The sequence below is a fragment of the Pseudobdellovibrionaceae bacterium genome, from assembly GCA_019637875.1.
Classification (GTDB): Bacteria; Bdellovibrionota; Bdellovibrionia; order Bdellovibrionales; family Bdellovibrionaceae; genus JAHBUW01.
Genome location: JAHBUW010000007.1, coordinates 56,875 through 77,680, shown reverse-complemented (window position 1 = coordinate 77,680; position 20,806 = coordinate 56,875). Strand labels below are relative to the sequence as shown.

The window sequence follows — 20,806 nt, the reverse complement described above, 5'->3', positions numbered from 1 at the left end:
CCCGAAACTGAGCCTTAAAATGAGATTTCCCCTCGGGAAACGTCTTCCGCAAAGACGCCTCCCGGAGTGAGACAAGACCTGAATCAGAAGTCGACGGTGAAGCCCGCGCTGACGGTCTGATTGGTCATATCGAGACCTTGGTCCAAGCCCTGAATGACCTTGCCCTCGAGGGTCAGCCACAGGTCCGCGATCGCGTAATCTTGCGCGAGAATGAACGCGCCCTGCGGATCCCAGCGGGAAATGTTGAAGTGAATTCCGCCGCCCGCGACGACCGCCGGGGAAAATGCCATGGTCGGGGCTTTCCCGTCATCACGGAACTCAACCATTCCGTAACCGATCGCTCCGCCGGTCACGAAAGGCACCGCCCACTGACGACGTACGTACTCGAAGCGGTAGCTGATTTCGGCCGAGAGCGGAAGCACGATCAGATTGTAAATCTCTTCCGCGGCGACGCCGTCCGCGAAGCGACCGTTCCCCCGCGCGACGACCAAACCCGAACCCACGCGAAAGCCCAAAGCGCCGAAACGGCGGAAAGGTTGCCACTCGTATTCGCCGACCAATCCCAAAAGTCCGTCCGCACCGTAGATGTCGCCGAAGCTGACGCCCTGATTGTTGCGAATCAACGGCGTGGTCAAGTAACCGACGCGCATTGAACTCGAACGCGATTTTTCCGGAATGTGAGTACGGTAAACGTAGGTGCCGTCCTTTTCGATGCGCAGAAGGCCTTTCGCGGCGTTCGGATGCGTGGTCTCGAGCGTCCCTCCTTGCGGCGGGCCTTTCGGTTTTTGAAAAGTTCCCGGCGCGGCCATCTCGACCGGCGGGGGCGTATAAGCTGGTGTCGGCGCGAAAGGACGTTGTTCCTCGGGCGCGGTGAAGCTTTCACCGGACTCGTCACCAAAAGCTTCGCTACCGAATTCCGACGGAGGCAGATCCGTTCCGGTATCGACCTCTTCCATGGACTGCTGCATTTCGCTTTCGAAATCGTCCTCGTCTTGCGCGAAACCCGATGAAACACCCAGCAGTAAAGTCAGAACCAGAATCGCTTTCAAGGATTTCAAGTTTTGCTCCCCGCCGCGCGACCGCGCCAACGCCCGCGAACTTTCGTGCAAGCCACTCCACAAAGAAGCAAAGAGAAGACCGCGGTGAACGCCGCGTAGAAAACCCAGGCGCCGTAATGCAGACTCAAATTCGCCATGCCGATCATGGGTTCGAGGAAAGTGCGCACCATTCCGCGCAACATCTCGTGATCCCGAATCACCGCCGCCCATTCGGGCGAGTTCGCGTAGTACCAGCGAATGAAGGCGCGACCCGGCCCCGTTTGCGCCAGTACGACGTCGCGAAACTCGCGCAGGACGCGGATCTCATCGGCTTGCGGAGTTCCGTAGGCCGCCGTCGCGACGAAGCAACCCTTTTCGTCCAAGAGTCCGAACACCTTTTCCGGAGTTCCCTGTTGCGCGGTCGTCAACCCGCCGTTCGCCACCAGGTGCGTGACCGTTCCGGCCTGATCGACCATTCCGCCCCAGAACACGTACTCCACGCCGTTGGTCAACCCCTGCACGCGGCTTTCACTCAAAGAGGTTCCACTGATCGCAAGGTCCGAAAACGGCGTCGAATAGTTCATGGCGGCCGGAGCGCCGGACGCGAGCGGCAAAAAGTAAATCCGCAGCGCCGTGTACTTCATCCCGCTTTCGTCTTTCGAGTCGCCAGTCCCCGCCCCCGACAAATTCGGAACGTCGAACGCGTTGGCGGTGACACCTTCGGTGTTGCGGATGAAGACTTTTTCGTCGCCGGGAACGACGGTGTAATTGCAAATCCCCTCGAAGGGACCCGGAGCGGTCCCGCCACCGGCCCCGCAGCCCAGGGTCATGTTGGCGTTCTGACTCACGAAACGGAAGACGACGCGAACCTGCGGCGCACCCGACTGAAACCCGTCGGCGCTTTGGTTGCACTGACGATCGAAGCTGAACTCGAATTTCTTATTGAAGCTGTTCGTGCAGCCGTTGCCCGCGCCCGCCGCCGCGCAGATTTCCGACCACGTGAAAGTGGCGGTCACGTCCTGACCCGCGCGTCCCGGCGTGATCTGCGTGGTCTGCGCCGCCGAAGAAAAGATTTCGGTCGCGCCGGCGACGCGGCCGACGATCAGCTTCGTGCAGTTGACGTAGTCTTCCGCCTGATCCGAGCGGAGCGTGATCTGGAACGGGAGGTTCAGGTGAACTTCGGAGTCGTTACAGACATTGGAACCCAAAGTCGTGTTGGCGAGCTTCGCGCACGAGTTACAGGGCAGGTTGGCGTCCGTGAACGCGGGATTCGCCGTGGTGCAGTCTTGTCCGTTTTGCGCCGTGCGCCCCGCGAAGAAGATCAGCTCGTTGTTCGTCGTATCTTTGACGATCGTGCGCAGATAGTTCGAGTGGCTGATCAAGGTGATCGCGGCCTGCGCGGAAGGGCCGACCGAAAGAGTGGCGGCAAGAAAAAGACCGAGCGAATAAGGGATGCGCGAAATGCTCATCCCATTATTCGAGCAGGACTAATGGCGAATGTCAAAAATTCGCTCGGCGATTTGGATGCCGTTCAGAGCGGCGCCCTTACGGATATTATCCGCAACGACCCACATCAACCAGGTGTTCGGATCGTCCAAATCCTGGTGAATACGGCCCACGTAGACGGGATCTTGTCCCGACGCCAAACGTTGTTGAGGGTAAGTGGAGGTCTTCAGATCGTCCTGAACGACGATCCCGTCGGCTTCCGAAAGCGCGGCGACGACTTGGTCGCGGGTCACCTTCTGTTTCAACGTCACCCAAACCGCTTCGGCGTGGCCATTCAGCACGGGCACGCGGACGGTAAAGGCCGAAACCTTCACTTCGGGGTTACGCAAAATCTTGCGGGTTTCCTTCATGATCTTCATCTCTTCGCTCGAGAAACCCAGATCGTTGAATGAGCCGATTTGGGGAATGCAGTTGAACGCGATGGGGTGCACGAAGTTGACGGCCTTTTGTTCGGTTTTGCCGTCGTAGGTCTTCACCGACTCTAAAAGCTCATCGTAAGCCGCTTGGCCGGCGCCGCTGACCGCTTGGTAGCTCGCCACGCGCACGGACTCCAGACCGAATTTTTTCATGAGCGGATCGAGCGCAACGACCAATTGAATGGTCGAACAGTTCGGATTCGCGACGATCGTGGGACGACCCGTTTTCGCGACCAGATCCCCGTTCACTTCAGGAACGACGAGCGGATATCTTTCGTCCATGCGGAAAGCCGCCGAGTTATCGACCGCCCAAGCCCCCGCCTTTTCCGCGATCGGCGCCCACTCTTGCGAAATTTCGTCGCCCGACGAAAAGAAAACGAGGTCCAAGCCGTCAAAGCAGCCCGGTTTCAAAATCTGGATCGCGTAGTCCTTGCCTTGCAGACGCACCGTTTTTCCGAGCGAATTTTCGCTGGCGAAGGGACGCAGCTCCGCGACGGGGAACTTGCGATCTTCCAGTGTTGCCATGAACGATTTGCCGACCATTCCGGTCGCGCCGACCACACCGATTTTCAGACTCTGAGCCATTGCTATGTCCTGTCTTTTTCTTCCACGATCTCGTTGTCGAGAGCGGATTCTTCATCCTCCTCTTCGACCAGGTCGTCTTCTTGCTCATCGCGCGAGGGCAGATAAGCGTTCGGACGGATTTTGCGATGGCCGAGGCGGAGAACGCCGAATACAGCGCCGAGTGTCGCGTAGGTCAAGAACAGCAGAAATAAATTCACTTCGGGACGGTAAGCGACGACCGCGATCACGGCGACGCCGACGACCAAATAGCGGAACGGCATCCGCGACTTCAGATCCAAGTCCTTGAAAGAACGGTAACGGAACGTCGAGACCATCACGAAAGCGAGAAGGAAAGTCATCGCCAGGATCAGCGGATTCCCGCTGGCGTCCCAACCCATATCCTGGAATGCCAAAATGGAACTGGCCACGATCCCCGCCGCCATCGGGATCGGTAGACCTTGGAAGTAGGCTTTTTCGACGACGTTCGCTTGGACGTTGAAGCGCGCCAAACGAAGCGCACCGCAGGCGACGAAGAAGAAACACGCGATCCAGCCCATGCGACCGAAGGGCTGCAAGGCCCACAGGTAAAGCATCACCGCCGGCGCCATCCCGAAGCTGACGCAGTCGCAGAGGGAGTCGTATTCCGCCCCGAACTTCGACGTCGAACGGGTCAACCGCGCCGCCCGCCCATCCAGAAGATCGAAAACCGCCGCCGCCACGATACAGTACGCGGCATAGACGAATTCCCCGCGCACCGCCTGCACCACCGCGAAGAACCCGAAGAACAGGTTCGCCGTGGTCAGCATATTGGGCAGAAGATAAATATGAATCGCGAGTTTGCGTTTAGGCTCGGCCGCGTAGTCCGCGGTTTCCACCGGAGTCGTTGTCGACATCAGAATATCACTCCTAAGGTCATCGGATGACCGTAAAACAAATAGATTCCCCAAAGGCCCAGCGCGCTCAGCACCGGCAGGGTCAAGTTGTCATCCAGGTTCGCGACAGGAATCAGCTCGGCAAGAGCGCCGACCAGTCCCGCCAACACAGCGGCCGTCAGCTGATAATTCACGAGCAGTCCGTGATTGCTGAAATACGAGAAACTCAACACGAAACAAATCACGAAGGCGGCCAAAAATCCCTGCAGGCTTTTGTGACCGAAAATTTTGATCGTGCCGTACTTGATCCCGATCAGGCTGGCGAAGGGATCCGCGAAGGCCAGAAACAGCAACGTCGGCTGCACGACTTCACGCGGAAAAAGCAGCCCCACCAGTGCGGCCCCCGTCAGCAAATACGTCGTACCCGCAAGTTTCTTCTCTTCGTGGTCGCGCATGATCAGCCCGAAGGTCTTCAGCGCCAGGCGGTTGAGCTGGGGCGAGTAGTGGCGAAAGACGTCGACGGGAACGAACGCCAGCCACGCCAGTGCCAGGATCGTCATCGCGACCTCGTAAGGCGCGTAGGTGTAAATCAACGCCATGATCGAGACCCCACCCACGTGCCACAGTTTCCGCGCCAAATGGATGTCCGAACGTCGCTTTAAAGCCATCATCTCAACCAACAATCCTGACCTCACGGAAACCAAAGCCAATATGTACGATCTGGAGGGCCCAGAATCGACACCACAAACGCCTCGAATCTAACGGGTAAGTCTTTGAATTCAATCAATTTTCGATCATGACACTGGGCCCATGTCTAAGCCTCAGGCACCCCGTTTGGGGGCCCGTGGAAGGGACCGCCGAAACGCCTTCAGAAGGTCCCTGATTTCGGGGGGTTAGAGACGCACCGGCGGCGAACCCTTTGCAATTGCTGAAAGACGTGAAACTGCGTCTTTGGGTCAGCTTTTTGTTGGGAGTCGTTTTCGGGTTCTTGCAACCCGGCCCTGAACGCGCGTCGTTCAGCGGACGCCTGCCCGCCTCCGACGACGGCTACGTCGCCGACGTTCGCCAAGAGAAGCAGCAGAAGTTTTACGAGGTCTATCTTTCGCCTCCGCAAGGCGAACTAACGGTCGACTACCGTTCCAAGATCTTCAATGCGCAGCTCACCCAAGAATTCAAAACCCGTTACCGCGAGCAGTTCGGCTACATCGACACCGAGAGCCTGGCGTACGCGGCGAATCGCTTCACCGCCTTCGATGAAAACCGTGGGCGAAGTGTCGGCCTGGATGAAATGCAGCGCAAACGCCGCGCTTTCGCCGAGTACATGATGCGCCGATTGGGCGAGTTCCATGTCGACAATTACTTCAAATCGCAACCCTCGATGCGCGAAGTGTACGAACTCAAAGAAAAACTCTCGAACGTACAAGTCCAAGTCGGACCGCAATTCAAAATGGACGTGCACTACTCGTTCTCGGACAACTCGGCCGAGATCGTCGTGCAGAACCCCTACTGTGACTCGAAACTGCGGGTCGAAATGAATCCCGCGGCCTTCGGTCCCTCCAACGTCATCGAAAATCGCCTTTACGTCGGCAAACGCCTGAACGCCACCCACTACCTGATGAGCTCGATCATCGCCAACGACGGACTCGTGCGTATGGAGTGGTGGAACAACTACGCCTTCGGTGTCTCAACGCAACTGCACGTCATGACGCCCTTCAAAGACGGCGGCTACAGTCCGCGCGAAAGCTCGGTGGGCGCGGCGATCGGACATACGTTTTAAGTTGGGTTATGCCTGCGCGCCAGTCGGCGCCATTACTCTTGCGCGCCCGTAGGCGCGACCGCCGGTTCGCGGCGGACGTGGAAGGCGCGGCGGATGGGTTCGCCTTTGGGCGATTTCCACTCGATCGAAATTTCGTTGAGACCTTCACGCAAATCGATGAAGTCGGTCGAGAAACCTTTCGCCGCCAGGAAGACCGACGCCGTATAGCCGTTCGCGGTGTTCACGATACGGACTTCGGGCTTCTCGCTTTTGTCGCAATACTTCGACTTCAAACGAACGTGACTCCCTTTCACCGTGGGAACATCCTTGGCGTCGCGACAATCCCATTCGAGCGTTTCGAGCTCGCCGGTCCCGCCGTTCAAACCCGCCTGGGCGCCGGCCACTTCGCTGGCCGGTCCCCGCTCACCGGTCCCCGACGGAAGTCCGGTCTCGGGTGGCGTCAGGATCCCTTTTAATGAAAAAACCAAAAGCGCCAGCGTGAAGACCGCGGTGGCCGCCAGGAACTTGGCTTCATGAAGGGAAGAATCGGGTTTCATCAAAGAAACCATCGGCGGGATTTTGACAGGACTTGATGAATCCCGGTCCTCGCCAAAGACGAACACGACATCCGTCGTGTTCACCCGGAGAATCAAATCTGTTGGACTTTTACTGCGCTTTTTCGATGCTGATCGCGAACTTTTTGATGCCCGCTTGTTTGACCTGATCGATCATCTGCACGACCTGTCCATGGGGGACGTCGCGGTCGGCCGAAATCACCGCCTGGGTCTCGGGATTTTTGGCGAGTTCTACCGCCGCCTGCGCGCGGATCTGCTCGGCATCCGAAGGCTGGCCGTTCAGCAAAGTCTTGCCGTCCGTCGTCAGCGTGATCGAAAGGCCGCCCGGAGTCGTCGCGTCCCCGCTCGCCGCCTTCGGCAAATTGACGTTGATCGAAGGCTTCATGATCATCGGCGCCGTCACCATGAAAATGATCAAAACGACGAGGATAATGTCGACGAGCGGAACGACGTTGATGTCGGAAATCGCTTCCGAATCGTTATCGGAAATTTTCGACATATCAGCCTTTCCGCTTCGCGTACGCGAGGCAAAGCTCCTTCACGCTGTCCAAACCGACCATGATGCCCTTCACTTGACGCGAGAAATAGTTGTAGGCGATGACCGCGGGGATCGCGACGAAAAGGCCCGCCGCCGTCGCGACGAGCGCGATCGAAATTCCGGCCATGACCGTCTGCTGTCCGGCATCCGGGCTATTCGCGAGATCGTTGAACGCCTTCATGATCCCGAGGACCGTTCCGAACAAACCGATGTAGGGCGCATTCGATCCCAAGGTCGCCAAGAAGTTCAACGAGCGCTCGAGCTCCGGCTTTTCCGCCAGGGCGAACGAGTTGAAGACCTCTTCCAGTCCCTTCGAACCATTCTCTTTCATGTGTTTGACCGCGAACCCCATGGCGCGGCCTTCCAAGGTCTCGGGATCTTTGCTGAGCTGCTCGACATCATCCAAGCTATGTGAAGTGATCGCGGCTTTCACGCGGGCGCGCATTTTCTTACTGTTCGCGGCGAACTTGCGCAAAACGAACCAACGTTCAAGAATCAAACCGATGCTCACTACGCTCAAGATCAAGAGGAGATACAAAACGGCTTGATCTGCGACTTCGGCAACGGCAAAAATCTGTTCGGCTAACACAGAGAGGCTCCTTCCCGTGACAGGTCCCGCAATTATCGCCCGCTTCCTCGTGACGCTCAAGCTTTTGCTGCTCTTGGCGGCCTGCACGCCCGCGCGCGACGATGCGGGCATTTTAGTCATCGCGGTCGAAGGGCTCAAAACCGATGACCTTCCCTGCGTCGCGGGCGAGCCTTCGGACCAGCGCGGCTTTAACTTTTTGTGTCAAAACTTCGTCCACGTTCAGGGCTTGATCGCGAATTCCACCTCGAACGCGGCAAACGTCGCGACCCTGCTGACGGGCATGCCACCGACCCGTCACGGACTGCGCTATAACGATCAAAGCCTGGCCGCCTCGCAAGTTTCGTTGGCCGAAAAGCTGGTGACCCGTGGATGGCGCACAAGCTTCTTCACCAGTGGCGCCCCCCTTTTGCGCCGCACGCGCCTGGATCAAGGCTTCGAGATTTTCGACGAAAGTAACCCCGTCTCGCCGCGCACGCCCTACCGTAGCCTCGAGCTCACCTCGGTTCCCTTTCTCAATTGGCTGAAAGAAACCGAGGGCGCTCGTCATTTGGCTTTCATGACGAGCGGCGACTTGATGTACCCCGAGTTCCCCTCGATTTCCGACATGGGTGAATCGCGGCCCCGCTCACTCGAGGGCGAAATCGAAGAACTCGACGAAACTCTTTTTCACTTTTTGGAAGAGACGCAGCGAAACGGGCTGTGGAAAAAGTGGTGGATCGTCGTGGTCGGCCTTCCCGGACGCACCGAACCACTCAACCGGCGCCCGGTCGGGATGCAAATCAATCCGACCGCCATGCTGATGCCCCTTTATCTGCATCCACCCGAAAATGTCCGACTTCCCGAAAATCGCATCAACGGAGTTTGGTCCTTCGCGGAGCTCGGCGAGTTCTTGCGGGAGATCGCCGACGATTTCGATACCGGGGATCGCCGTACGCCAGCGGAGCGCGGACAGTTTTTCGCGCAGAAGTGGCGCGATCGTGAGGCCAGCTTTGCCACGGCGGAAGGCTGCTTCCCGGCACCCAATGGCGATCTGCAATGCCGGACGGCCTTTTTCGACGGGACCACTTGGCTCGCGTGGGAGGCCCCCCTCAAACTGGATGCCCCGGGCCGCAAGGAGCTGGTCGCGAAAGTTCAGACCGCGCTGAATCCGGCGAAGCCTGAGCCCCCCCTTCAATTGGCGGTGGTCAAAACAAAACTCGAAGCGCTGACCGGCTGTTTGGATGAGTTCGCGCAAGAAACCGCGGCGGGCGCGTTCATGCGCGTTTGCCCCTCGCGGACGGTACAAACGCTTCGTGGCCTGAAGGAAGCGCGCCAGACGAGCGTCGCGCGGCCCGAGGCCCTTCGCGAGTTGAAGTTGGGTTTCATTCACGAATTCACGTTGCTCGCGTCCGCGCACCATCTCTTCACGAAGAGTGAGCCGCGGCAATCGTACGGCGACTTGAATCCCGCTCCGAGCCGCGAGTTCCTGACGGTCCAAAAAATTTTGGAACGTCCCGATCTGCGCGACCTACAACGTGAGGCCCTGCGGGCCTTACCTTTGAAAGACTAGCCGCGCACCGATTAAGGACCGACGTCCGCCAAACGTTGGAAGACCGCATCCCGCAAAATCGAAGAGCGGAAGTCACCGTTCGGATTCAGTTCAACCAACTGATCGATCACCCGCAGGACGCGGAAATCTCCGGTCCGCGCGAGCGTATCGTAGCTCAACAGGCCTTCGTCACGCAGGCGTTGTACGTACGAGGTTCCACCGTCCGTGACGTCCTCACGCAGTTCACGCAACGCCCTGATCACACCGAGCACCGAGGCGTTGTAGACTTCTGAATCCTCGAGGGCCCGCTGCGCGTCGGGCGAAAGTTTCGCGACATCAACATCGCCTTCACGCAGGCGCTGGGAAAGCTCCGTCGCGAGCTTGTCCGAAATTCCGTCGACCAAGCCGCGATCCATGTCGTGCATCAAACGGAACTCCAAATGCGGGAACATCCGGTACGTCAGGACGAAGTCGTTCACCGCTTGCTCTAAAGAGACGCGGCTTTGCGCTTGATATTCGGTTTCCAGCGCTTTACGCGAGTTCTCGTTCAGGCGACGCCAAAACGCATCGGGTGAGGTCCGCAAGACCTGCTGGGTGAAAGCTCGTAAAGACCGCGGGTCGGCATCGGCGGTAAAAGGAGCTTTGCCATCGTTCGCTTCGACGAAACGATTCACGGCGTCCGCCAATTCATAAACGTTGATGGGACGCAGATCCATGTGCTCCAAGATCGCGCGCGGAACCGGACCGATATTCGGAAGCAACGAACGGAAGAGCTTCACTTGCTCCATGATCTCTTTGTCTTTGAGCCACGCTTCTTCTTCCGGCTTGATCCGGCGTTTCGTGCCCTCCGGAGTTTTCGCCAGCGACAACAAACGATCCGTCAAAGTCCACGTCGAACGCAGCTGTCCCGTGAAGAACGGGAACGAGTTGAGCTCGGTCACGAATTCTTTGAGGGACTGCGCGATCTCGCGATTTTCTCCCGAAAGACGGATGTCCTTCAGCAGGGTCTGCATCTCGAGAATCCGCTCGGCGTTCAGGTTTTTCGGATCGCCCATCTGTTTGGCGACTTCCGCGCGGATCCGCACGAGCGCCTCCATCGAGGTGTTCAACTTTTCGATCACCTGACCGATGTGACTTTCATCCCCGCGACGCGCGCCCGAGTACAGTCGCCCTTCGGGCAGCTTGACCGGCAAACGACCCAAACGACTCAAGACGAGCTCCCGCACGTCTTTGTACGCGATCTTGTTCACTTCCGTTCCGAAGAACATGATCAGCGGCGGCAGTTTGTTCAACGCCAGACGGACGACCCGGCCGGGCCCCTGGATGTTTTCGGGGAATTTGACGTACTTTTTAAACGAGAGGTACCAGCCCGCTTGCGGGAAATCGAGGCCCTCACGAATCGGACCGACGATGGCGTCCACGGGTCGCCCTTCGTAAAGTCCGCCGCTACGGAACGCTTCGTAGACGCGACCGCGTTCGACGGGATTGAGTTTCTGCAGCGAAACGAAGTTCTTACCGGTCAGCTGCGAAAGCGCCTCGGCCACCGGGGCGGCATCACGCGGATAAGTTTGGATGACGCCCGGACCGTGGCCTTCGATCATCGGCAAAAGATCGGGCCAGATCTCTTTCAGGCGCGCGATGTCGACGCTACTGGATGTTCCCGTATCGCGCTTGAAGATGGTGCTGAACTTAAAGCCGCGCTCTTCGGGTTTGTAAAACTGCGGCTCCGAGGCGTTGATTTCGCCGCGGTCGCGCGCTTTTTCATACTGCTCCAGAATACGCACCCACTCCAAAACTTTTTCGGAGTTTTTCAGCTCGTGCCCGGTGCGCATTTGCGTCTGGGCCCACCGACCGGGGCTATCGACCGCGGCCCAAAAGGCGGCGTCGAAAAGGTCGGCGGTCCGCTGAATACGCGTCACGGGCGACGCGGTCACGCCGAAAATATCAAGACCATTCAGGACATTCCCCGAATTGCGATCCGCGGTGGCCACGTCCATCGCCGAACGCAGGACATTGGCGAAAGTTTCGCCGCCGGCGTTGTGGGCCTCGTCGATCATCAGACTGTTCGCGCGACGGAACAGCTCGGCCTGCTCGGTCGTCGACTTCGCCCGCGCGGACAACGTCGGATAACTTGTGACCAGAACGATGGGCACGTCCGACGCGTCGATGAACCGCAGAAGCTCGGGGGTCCCCATGGCTTCCGTATTCTCGCCGCCCCATTGGACCAAGCGGAAGTTCCGCGGGCTGATTTCACCATAAAGGTGTTCCCCGATTTCACGCGCCAGCTCTCCCGTCAGGTCGGGAGTCTTCGTCATCAGCACGATGAGTTTGCGGCCCTTCGTCGCGAGCGCCGAATTGACTTTGTTCACGATCGTATCGCCCAAAACTTTCGTTTTTCCCGTCGCGGTCGGCGCGACGAAGAGCAATGAACGCACCTTCGTGCGCAACTTAGGATTCGAATCGAGCAACGCCCGCACCTGCTTGGATTCCACTTGGGTCGGGCGGTCGTACGCCAAACGTCCATCGTGCAAGACCGAAGCGATACGCATGATCGCCGAGCCCGCCCCCGAAATGAATTTGTTCAGATGGCTTCCGGTGATCAGACTGTAAATGAACTTGCGCGGAAGCTCGTTCAGGCCCGCGCGCGATTTCAGCGAGGCGGGGATATCCAGCACCTGCACCAGTCGCCCACCTTCATTGACGGACTTCGCGCGCTGGGGGGAAGTGATGCCCTCGGACCATCGAACGACCATCGGGTGTTTGTCGCCCGCATGCTCGATCATCAAGGTATTGGCGTCGACCCGCGTGAACTTCACGAAGGGACGTGAATACCCGCGATCACCGACGACTTTGGAATAAGCGCCTTCAACGAAGAAAACCATATGCGTTTCGAGCCCGGATAAATCGACGCGCAGGCTTTGCCCACGCTCTTTGGCCAAGCGGGCTTCACGCGCGGTCGCGGCGAGCTCCGGATCGGTTTTCCGAAGCAGCTCGATGTCCTCGAGCATGCGGTCTTTCGGGGGTAGGTTCGGTGCACGGTTGGCGTAAAGCTGTTCCGCCTTCGTGGGGGTGCGCTCGGAAATCGGTGTCGGCAGAACCCGACTGGGCCCGGCGTGCATATCCACGCAACGGATGGCGTAGGCCCGCGGAGTCAGGGCGATGACTCCGGAAAAGAGCGTCGATGCGATCACGGTGCAGAATGCCAGTTGACGTACGTCGGCCATAAGGTCCTCGCTACTTTGCTTTAAAAGCAAGGCCGAGACCCGTATTGGCGATTCAGGCGCAGCAAAATTCGGCGTTTTGAAAGGGAACTCTAGGGCCAACGGCAAACCGGAATTCTGGTGTCGAAATCTTCGACAGTGGAATTGGGTGGCCGTTAAGCGGCGGGATCTTCGTCTTCCACCGCGTGCAGAGTGACGTCTTCGACCGGCGTGGCGTGGGGATCGAATACGGGCCGTGCCGTCGGGCGATCCAGATCCACGACGCCCAACCAGTAAGGAGCGGCGGCGTTATCATCGACCATTTGGTGCTGAAGTTCCGCGGATTCGAAGTTTTCCGCTTGGAAAACGGCCTTCGGCAACGTCGACCGTCCCACGAGCAGGATCTGCGCCTCGCGGGTCAGACGTAAACTGCCGACGGTCAAATTTACGTTCGCCTCCATGCCCAAGGCTTCCGAGAAGAGCGGGCCGCGGTTTTCGCTTTGCCCAACCCAATCCACGGCGTAAGCCAACGGGTGAACGTTCTTTCCGTCGTGCAACAGGACGTGCGGGCTGCCGACGTGAACCCACGAGAGCACGCCGTACTCGTAATGAATCGCGGTCAACTCGACCGCGGCCTTCCACTGTTTCGCGTTTTCGATTTTATAGAGATGCTGGTTCGCCATCCGCACGCCGTTCACGAGCCGGTTCGCGGGAGACGACACCGAGGCCATCACTTCGAACGCCGTGGTCACGTCGTCGCGTGAAAGCAGCTCGAACTGCTCGACGACCATCTCGGCCGCATGCTGCGTGACCTCGAGCGGTCCCCAGCCCGTCGCGATGAGCAGCAAATTGCTGTCGGGACGGTCGATCACGACCGGCTTGGGGCGGAAGTAAAGACCGTTGGTATAGGACGCCTGATCGAGTTTCATCATGGCTGACCGTACTTCCGCATCTTCATTTTCGCTTTATCGTAATACTCTTCGCCCGCGATACTGATCTCCAAAATCTTCGTGAACTTCTGGCGAGCCGTATCGACGTTCCCCACCGATTCTTCCAGAATTCCTTCATGGTAGATCGGCTGCATGTCTTTACGCAGCTCCGCGATGATCTCGGCGATGCGTTCGTCGACTTTGTTGTTGCCGGGATTGATCCGGATCGACTTCTTCAACATCTGGATGGCGCCCTTACGGTTGCCCTTGGCGTACTCGGCTTCGGCCTGTTTGATCAACGAGCCCTGACGGATGCGGATATCCTTTTCGATCGAAGCGATACGGCGTTGCGCGCGCGCCTTACGACCATTCGGATCCGGCAAGGGCGCATTGACGACTTTCGAGTACTGCCCGATGGCGGTCAGGGGACGCTTACGTTTTTCCGTGGCGACGGCCTTTTGGTAAAGGGCTTCCATCGCTTTGACTTTTTTCTGATACTCCGCCGACTGTGCGGCTTTGATCGCCCGGTCTTGCATCAAAGCATCGACCTGTTGACGCAGGACTTCGACCTCGCCGTTATTCGGATCGTGCTCAAGCGCTTTGACGACGCAAGCTTCCAGACGATCCATGGTGATCGTCGCGCGCTCCTTTTCGACCATGGCCTTACATTTGTCCATGACCTCTTTGACCAAGGCGCGCAATGCTTTTTCGTCGGCCTCTTGAGCGCGAAGCTTTTCTTGGTTCTCTTTGATCTCCATCGCCGTTTGGACGTAGTTCATCAACTGCTGCGAATCTTCGTAAGCGGGGATGATCGCGTGCAGCTCTTGAAGCTTCTGCAGCGCCTGCGAGAAACGACCGGTCATATAATATTCGGTCGCCAACGAGTACGTCTGCTTCACGATCTGCTGTTTTTCCACCGGCAAAGCATCGAAGGGCGATTGCACTTTCGCCTGCTTAGGCGCCTCGGGCGGATTCAGCTCTTCCGAAATCATGTACATCCCGCCGAACAGGATGAGCACGATCAAGCCCAACCGCATGGGGTTCAGCCACTCGTAGTGCTTGCCGAACAACATCATGCCGCCCACCGGCGCCATCGGTCCCGATGCGTGCGGCCCCGGCGGCAAGTACATCGCCGGCATGTTCATCGGATCGGAGTAGTGCGCGGGGACATTGTAACCACCGCCGCCACCACCGGTGAACGCCACCGGCGAACGGAATGCGGGATCGACTTGAGCCAATCTCTGCTCAAACTCCGCATCGCGGATCTCGAAGACCAACGACCAATCCGCCACCGTAATGACGTCGGAGCTCTGCAGCTGCGTCCACTGATCGTTCGGGATCAGGCGGCCGTTGACGAGCGTGCCGTTCGTTCCGCCCAGATCGCGCACGAAATAGGTTTCTTCCGTCTTTTGAATTTCGAATTGCTTGCGGCTGATCTTCGCATTGTCGATGAAGATCGTACATCCGACGTCACGACCCGCCACCCAGTTGAAACCCTGCAAACCGAAGGTCTGCACGAGGTTCCCGCGATTGTCGATCAAACGCAAAATCCCCGCGGACGGCATGACGCCGATCTGCGTACGCTCGTCACCACCATTGGTGAAACCGCCGCCGTTGGTATTCGTACGTCCCAACTCTGGGGGACGGATCGACGGAACTGATACTTCGTTCGACGCGTGACCTTCCTCGAACACAAATTCATAAGGAGGCACCGCGAACATCTGTCCGGGCTGCAGCAAAGTGCGTTCGATTTTTTCGCCGTTGACGTACAGCTCACCGAAACGCGAAAGGCTTTCGATTTCCCAGCCCATCTCGGTCTGGAAAATTTTAAAGTGTTGGCGCGAAATCCCGCGCTCCGGACGCAGAACGCAGTCGCAGCTCTCCCCGCGGCCAGCGACAAAGTCCTGGCTGGGGTTCAGCTCGTGCTGCGAACTGAGTTGTCCGTCTAGAAACACCTTTAAACGCGCCATAACCTTACTTCTGAATCTCCTTCAGTGCGCATTCATCATGGAAGCGAAGCGCCTCTTGATAAATGGGGTCCTTATCGTTTTTCACCATCTTCACGACCGTCGCGAAGGCGGAGCGGCACAAGCGGTAGTTTTGGACTCCTTTGTACCGCCGTCCTTGAATCATATAAATCTGCACCCGCTCATCCTGCTTACGCTTCGCGAGCGTCCAGTAATGCGTCGCCAACTCGTGCTCGGGGTAGAACGACCGCGCCGATTGAAAAGCCTCCATCGCGCGTGCGTACTGCCCGTTTTGATAGTCACGAAATCCGCGGATGAACTGGGCCTCGGCCAGGCGGAACTGGGGCGTGTCGACGCCCTTTTTCGCCATGGACTCACGAATGGCTTTCAACTCATCCTCGGATTTCGCCATATCCTCCGTCACCGTCACCGACCCGCGGATCTTCTCCGCCGGTTTGTTGATCACTTCCCCGTTCAAAAACCACAAAACCACCACGCCGACGACCGCGATCATCGAATAGAAGCGGAATCGCGGATGCGAGAACAAAGGCAATTCCACTTCGGGCGGCGGCTTCGGACGTCCCGGAAATCCATTCGCCGGCGCCGGAAACCCGACCGCGCCCGCACTTGGATTTCCCGGCATTCCGACCGCTCGCGAAACTCCGCCGCCGGCGGGCACCGCCGCGCCGACTCCCGTCACCGCCGGCATTTTCGTCACTTGCGGATTCGGCACCGCCTTCAGGGGCGTTTTCTCGACGGGCCGGTCGAATTTGAAACGAATGTAAGTCTCGCCAATCTGCACGACGCTTTCCGGCTTCATGATGGTCTCGATCGCGAGCAGACCATCGATCATCATGATGTTCTTCTGACTCGTATTGCGCACGAAGACCTGCGCGCCGGTACATTGCACCTCGACGTGATTGCGACTGACCTTCAAGTCCTGCGCCAGCACGAGATCGTTCTCGGGTCCCCGGCCGGCCGTCCACTTGTTCTGCTGGAAGGTCTGCACGAAACCCTTGTGCGGGCCGCGGACGATTTCGATCGTCACGCTCAAAGCGGAGTTCAAAGACGGGGCAGCACTCACGCGGCTCCCTCCTGACCTTCAACCGGAGTGACGGTAATCAAGAAATATTCGATATCGCCCTGCGCGTTCGCGAGCGCCTGACAGTTCAACATGAAGTTGTGTCCACCGATGTCCAAAGTATCTGAGCTGATCGACGACATATTCATCTGCGATTGACTCATGAGGTGATTGAAGTTCTGCTGCATCGCCGGATCGGGAATGTCATTGATCTTCGCGCCGACCAAACGTTCTTCCGCGATTTGCGTCAACTGCGAGAACGTCGGGCTGACCCGCGCGATCATGCCTTCGCGTGAAATCAAGATGCTCGGGTAACCGATCAACTGCATCAGATTCGCGATCTCACCGTCGCGAGATCCTTTACCCACGGACATGTGTTCGTTCTGGTTCCCCGCCGCCACACGGGCCAGCAGGCTGTTGATCGAAGTCATCAAATTTTGCAAAGCCGCGAACTGGAACTCGATCTGGATCTGATCGTTACCGTCACGCATCGCCTCATCGAGCGCCATGTGCAGACGCGCGTAGGGATACTGAATCATCTTATAAAGGAAGAAGAACAGCGCCGCCCCCACGATGATCGCCAGCGTGAAAACCTGCACGAACAGGCTGAACGCACGTTGGTCGTCGAACGTCAGGTTACCGGGATTGTAAACGATCACCGCGTAAGCCTTCGCGACGTTTTGCTGCAGTTCCGCGTCGAACGCGACGACGGGGACCGACGCCACCACGCGGCCGTCCAATGACGAGTCCGTCATCTCTTGGGTCGAGCGCTTGATCTTGCTCATGAAGCCCGCTTCTTTCGGCGTCAATCCCACGCGCTCGGGCGGCGCCAAGATCTTGCCATCGGCCGCGACGACGTAGGCGTCCTCGATGCCTTCTTCCTTCATGACCATATCGGTGCGGAAACCCGAGAAGTCCCCGCTCCGCAGAACGCGTTGATTGATCTCGCTGAGCGCGCGCGCGACCGTCAGCGCGCGACGCTGACTTTCGATATTCACGCTCTCGGAAGTCACTTGGTACAGCGGGATCATCGAAAGCAGCGTCACCGCCAGGATGAACACGCCGACGAAACCCATCAAAACGAAACGGAACTCGAACGTCTGCGGGAGCTTGTAAACTCCGGGCAGGACCGTCGTATCCATATATTCGTTGAACTGGTAGCTCTTGTACTCCAGGAAACCGCCGAAGCTCGCGGGCGGTCTATGGACGACGGGGCTCGGAACCACTCCATTATTATAGTGTCCGAATCCGTCCTGGCCCATGGGCGTGCCCGGCACCATCCCACCCGGGGGCTGGCCACCGATCTGCGGAACCCCCGAACCCATCGGAACCGGCAAGTTCGAATCCACGGGGCGCAAAGTCTGACCCTGCGGACGTTCCTGCATAAGGACGACGTCCAAGATGACTTGGTTCACCATGACTTTGTCGCCGATATTCAGGAATCCACCTTGGATGCGCACGCCGTTCAAGAATGTCCCGTTCGACGAACGCAAATCCGTGATCAGCACCTTGTCCGGCAGAACCGACACTTCGAAGTGTTCTTTCGAAATGCCCGCCGCGTTCAGCTGAATCTGACAGCTTTGCGCGCGACCCAACTTCAGTTTTCCAGGCTCCAGCGGGAAAATCTGTCCCGCTTGCGGACCGTTCAGAATTCTAAGCGCCCACATGCAGTTTTTCCCCTTTCCGAAGTCCCAATGTTCCGACCGCAACTCCCGACTTCATTTCGACCACGGTGGTGGCTCCCCACTGCGGCCAGACGATACGTCCCGGACGCACGTCGCTTTTGATACTTTTCACGACCATGTCGCGATCCAAGAAAACGCAATCGATCGGATAGCGCATGAAGAAGGTATGAATCGAATTGCACTGATGAATCCACAACGCTTCACCGACGGGCAACTCCCGCGTACCCAACAAACCACGCAACCGCGTCGCGAACGAATCCGCGACCCGCAAGTTCGGGATCAAAAGTTGCTGGTTATCCGCACGCAAGAGCTTCGCCATTAGAACGTCCCCCGCGTGAAGTTCACGATGACCGGACCGAAGACGACGATGAAGACCGCCGGCAAGATGAAAAAGATCAGCGGGATCAACATCAGCTGCGAAGCGCGGGCCCCGGCCTTCTCGGCGCGGACGAAACGCTCCAGACGGATTTGCACCGATTGGTCTTTCAAAACTTGCGAGATGCTGGCGCCCGTCGCGTCGGCGTCGACCAGGACCGCGACGAAGCTCATGATCTCGGGAATGTCCAGGCGCTTCGCCAATCCGCGAAGGGCGTCCATCCGCGAAGCACCGAGTTTGATATCTTTCAGCACGATGCCCAGCTCGTCGCCGAGGACGCTGCCTTCGGCCTTGTCCACGATCCGCTGCATCGCCGAGATGAAATCAAGTCCGGCCTCGGTCGACAACGCCAAGAGGTCCGCGAAGAAAGGCAGATCCGCGCGAGCCGAAAGCTCGCGTTTTTTCTTCTGGCTCTTCGCGTACATATCCGGGAACTGCCAGCCCAGCGCGATCGCGACCACGAAGACCGGCCAGCCGATGCCCAATCCGAAGGCGAAGTTGAACACGATCAGGAATCCCGGCAAACCGAAGCCCCAGAAAATTTTCAGGCCGATGAACTCATCGACGTTCAATTCGCGCGACAAGCCCGCGGTCATGATCAGGCGTTCAAGCTTCTTGCGATACGAGGGGCTCTTCACGCGCGCGGCGTGCTGCAATGTGAATTGGTGAACCAACGGACGCGACCAATTGATCAGTGCCGACGAGGACTTCTGCGGCTCACTGCCATTCGCCCAAGACAGAATTTGCTTATCGGTGTTGTTCGTCAGCAAAGCCTGCGTGACGAAGTACACCGACACGAAACTCAGTCCCATGGCCATGTAGAGAATCACATCTGGGTTTAACATTCTCTCCCCATTTCCAAAAACCTGTGATGAACTCGAGCTGCATGTATGAACTCGTCCTCGCCTCGGAATCTCCAAGACGTCGTGAACTGCTCACAAATGCCGGTTTCAAATTTCAGGTCCATCCCTCTAAAATATCGGAAACTCTTGAGGAAAACCTGACTGTGGATGAGCAGATTTTAGACATCGCCGTCCGGAAAGCCCGGGCTTCCGTCCAGTCGTTAGACAGGACCCAAGGTGGGTCCAGACTGGTCATCGCGGCCGATACGATGGTCGTCCTCGACGAGAGGCCATTAGGAAAGCCCGAAAGCGCCGCGGACGCGATCGCGACGCTGATTTCCCTCTCGGGCCGGACCCACTTGGTCAAGACCTCTGTCTGCCTTCTGGACGAAAATTCGAAAATTCCAAAATCTTGGATTGAGACGACCGAGGTCGCATTTCGTTCACTTTCTGAGCGCGAAATTCAGGACTACGTGAAGTCCGGACATCCCCTGGACAAGGCCGGCAGTTACGGCATTCAGGGCGGCGGCGGCGATTTCGTCGACGCGGTTCGCGGTTCTTACACGAACGTCGTCGGACTCCCGATGGAAAGTTTGGTCGGAAATCTCGCGCGGTGGTTCGGCGTCACGCCGACCGCGACGCCCGCTCCGCTGCCACAGTGGGCCTTAAGGCGGAATCCATGAGTTTCGACTGGTCGCAAATTCCCGCGCACGTCGGCGTCGTCGCCGTTTCGAAATTGCAGCCGACGGAAAAAATTCGCGCGCTCGCGGCGGCACGTGGCCATGTCGACTTCGGCGAAAACTACATCCAAGAAGCACTGGCAAAAATCGAAGAGCTCTCGGCAATGAAACTCCGCTGGCATCTGATCGGCTCATTGCAGTCGAACAAAGTGAAATTCTTGAAGTCGAACTTTTCACTGATTCATTCGGTCGACTCACTGAAATTGGCGGAAAAAATCTCTCAATCCGCGCTGGCGGAATCCCGACGCCAACCCGTTCTTTTCCAAGTCAACGTGGGCGGAGAAGACTCCAAATCCGGATTCGGCCGCGCGGATTTCGAGAGCGCGTGGTCCGAGTTGCGCCGTCTGGCGGGACTCGAAATTCGCGGTCTGATGACGATGCCTCCTCTCCAAAACGACGCCGAAACCAATCGCCCGCTTTTTCGGGAACTCGCGGAGTTGGGCCGACAGATCCAGCGCGATGCCGTCGAGGCGAATCAGCTCTCCATGGGCACCAGCGCGGATTTCCGGGTGGCGATCGAAGAAGGGGCGACCTGGGTTCGTTTGGGCTCGATCCTTTTCGGCGAGCGCTCTCGCGCCGCGCAGTGAATCGTTTTGCGGTTGGCG

Annotated in this window: 19 protein-coding genes; 4 read left to right on the top strand and 15 right to left on the bottom strand. The window is 58.1% G+C overall.

Annotation, left to right across the window (positions count from 1 at the left end):
- Window positions 1–83: 83 nt before the first annotated feature.
- Genes KF767_10215 through KF767_10195 form a run of 5 tightly spaced genes read right to left on the bottom strand, consistent with a single transcriptional unit; the run spans window position 84 to window position 5,063 of the window.
- Window positions 84–1,058, bottom strand: coding sequence for a hypothetical protein (locus tag KF767_10215; protein ID MBX3018253.1), 975 nt, complete (start codon window positions 1,056–1,058; stop codon window positions 84–86).
- Window positions 1,055–2,506, bottom strand: coding sequence for a hypothetical protein (locus tag KF767_10210; protein MBX3018252.1), 1,452 nt, complete (start codon window positions 2,504–2,506; stop codon window positions 1,055–1,057). The genes KF767_10215 and KF767_10210 overlap by 4 nt, the downstream gene beginning before the upstream one ends.
- Window positions 2,507–2,524: 18 nt before the next feature.
- Window positions 2,525–3,544: an aspartate-semialdehyde dehydrogenase gene (locus KF767_10205; GenBank protein ID MBX3018251.1), complete on the bottom strand. Its 1,020-nt coding sequence runs from the start codon at window positions 3,542–3,544 to the stop codon at window positions 2,525–2,527.
- A gap of 2 nt (window positions 3,545–3,546) precedes the next feature.
- Window positions 3,547–4,416: a CDP-diacylglycerol--serine O-phosphatidyltransferase gene (gene pssA, locus KF767_10200; protein MBX3018250.1), complete on the bottom strand. Its 870-nt coding sequence runs from the start codon at window positions 4,414–4,416 to the stop codon at window positions 3,547–3,549.
- Window positions 4,416–5,063, bottom strand: coding sequence for a hypothetical protein (locus KF767_10195; protein ID MBX3018249.1), 648 nt, complete (start codon window positions 5,061–5,063; stop codon window positions 4,416–4,418). Before KF767_10195 ends, pssA begins: the two co-directional genes overlap by 1 nt.
- Before the next feature lie 251 nt (window positions 5,064–5,314).
- Here KF767_10195 and KF767_10190 point away from each other — a divergent pair, with 251 nt between their 5' ends.
- On the top strand, window positions 5,315–6,172 hold the full coding sequence (locus tag KF767_10190; GenBank protein MBX3018248.1) for a hypothetical protein: 858 nt from the start codon (window positions 5,315–5,317) through the stop codon (window positions 6,170–6,172).
- Window positions 6,173–6,204: 32 nt separating this feature from the next.
- On the opposite strand, the gene KF767_10185 is transcribed toward KF767_10190, so the two are convergent.
- The 3 genes from KF767_10185 to KF767_10175 form a co-directional block, all read right to left on the bottom strand.
- On the bottom strand, window positions 6,205–6,720 hold the full coding sequence (locus KF767_10185; protein ID MBX3018247.1) for a hypothetical protein: 516 nt from the start codon (window positions 6,718–6,720) through the stop codon (window positions 6,205–6,207).
- A gap of 97 nt (window positions 6,721–6,817) precedes the next feature.
- Window positions 6,818–7,225: a biopolymer transporter ExbD gene (locus KF767_10180; protein ID MBX3018246.1), complete on the bottom strand. Its 408-nt coding sequence runs from the start codon at window positions 7,223–7,225 to the stop codon at window positions 6,818–6,820.
- Window position 7,226: 1 nt separating this feature from the next.
- Window positions 7,227–7,853 carry a MotA/TolQ/ExbB proton channel family protein gene (locus KF767_10175; protein MBX3018245.1) on the bottom strand — a complete coding sequence of 209 codons (627 nt, stop codon included), beginning with the start codon at window positions 7,851–7,853 and terminating at the stop codon, window positions 7,227–7,229.
- Between the two features lie 16 nt (window positions 7,854–7,869).
- Here KF767_10175 and KF767_10170 point away from each other — a divergent pair, with 16 nt between their 5' ends.
- Window positions 7,870–9,402 carry a hypothetical protein gene (locus tag KF767_10170; GenBank protein MBX3018244.1) on the top strand — a complete coding sequence of 511 codons (1,533 nt, stop codon included), beginning with the start codon at window positions 7,870–7,872 and terminating at the stop codon, window positions 9,400–9,402.
- A gap of 11 nt (window positions 9,403–9,413) precedes the next feature.
- On the opposite strand, the gene KF767_10165 is transcribed toward KF767_10170, so the two are convergent.
- The 7 genes from KF767_10165 to KF767_10135 form a co-directional block, all read right to left on the bottom strand.
- Window positions 9,414–12,605 carry a DEAD/DEAH box helicase family protein gene (locus KF767_10165; GenBank protein MBX3018243.1) on the bottom strand — a complete coding sequence of 1,064 codons (3,192 nt, stop codon included), beginning with the start codon at window positions 12,603–12,605 and terminating at the stop codon, window positions 9,414–9,416.
- Window positions 12,606–12,757: 152 nt separating this feature from the next.
- The gene (locus KF767_10160) at window positions 12,758–13,513 is read right to left on the bottom strand and encodes a hypothetical protein (GenBank protein ID MBX3018242.1); all 756 of its coding nucleotides are present in this window, start codon (window positions 13,511–13,513) and stop codon (window positions 12,758–12,760) included.
- The gene (locus KF767_10155) at window positions 13,510–15,480 is read right to left on the bottom strand and encodes an FHA domain-containing protein (protein MBX3018241.1); all 1,971 of its coding nucleotides are present in this window, start codon (window positions 15,478–15,480) and stop codon (window positions 13,510–13,512) included. The genes KF767_10160 and KF767_10155 overlap by 4 nt, the downstream gene beginning before the upstream one ends.
- A 4-nt stretch (window positions 15,481–15,484) precedes the next feature.
- Complete coding sequence (locus KF767_10150; GenBank protein ID MBX3018240.1) at window positions 15,485–16,561, bottom strand: FHA domain-containing protein; 1,077 nt, start codon at window positions 16,559–16,561, stop codon at window positions 15,485–15,487.
- Window positions 16,558–18,225, bottom strand: coding sequence for an FHA domain-containing protein (locus KF767_10145; protein ID MBX3018239.1), 1,668 nt, complete (start codon window positions 18,223–18,225; stop codon window positions 16,558–16,560). Before KF767_10145 ends, KF767_10150 begins: the two co-directional genes overlap by 4 nt.
- Window positions 18,212–18,562: a DUF192 domain-containing protein gene (locus tag KF767_10140; protein MBX3018238.1), complete on the bottom strand. Its 351-nt coding sequence runs from the start codon at window positions 18,560–18,562 to the stop codon at window positions 18,212–18,214. The genes KF767_10145 and KF767_10140 overlap by 14 nt, the downstream gene beginning before the upstream one ends.
- Window positions 18,562–19,464 carry a type II secretion system F family protein gene (locus tag KF767_10135; protein ID MBX3018237.1) on the bottom strand — a complete coding sequence of 301 codons (903 nt, stop codon included), beginning with the start codon at window positions 19,462–19,464 and terminating at the stop codon, window positions 18,562–18,564. The genes KF767_10140 and KF767_10135 overlap by 1 nt, the downstream gene beginning before the upstream one ends.
- Before the next feature lie 26 nt (window positions 19,465–19,490).
- Here KF767_10135 and maf point away from each other — a divergent pair, with 26 nt between their 5' ends.
- The gene (gene maf, locus KF767_10130) at window positions 19,491–20,144 is read left to right on the top strand and encodes a septum formation protein Maf (GenBank protein MBX3018236.1); all 654 of its coding nucleotides are present in this window, start codon (window positions 19,491–19,493) and stop codon (window positions 20,142–20,144) included.
- Window positions 20,141–20,788 carry a YggS family pyridoxal phosphate-dependent enzyme gene (locus KF767_10125; GenBank protein MBX3018235.1) on the top strand — a complete coding sequence of 216 codons (648 nt, stop codon included), beginning with the start codon at window positions 20,141–20,143 and terminating at the stop codon, window positions 20,786–20,788. The genes maf and KF767_10125 overlap by 4 nt, the downstream gene beginning before the upstream one ends.
- Window positions 20,789–20,806: the final 18 nt, after the last annotated feature.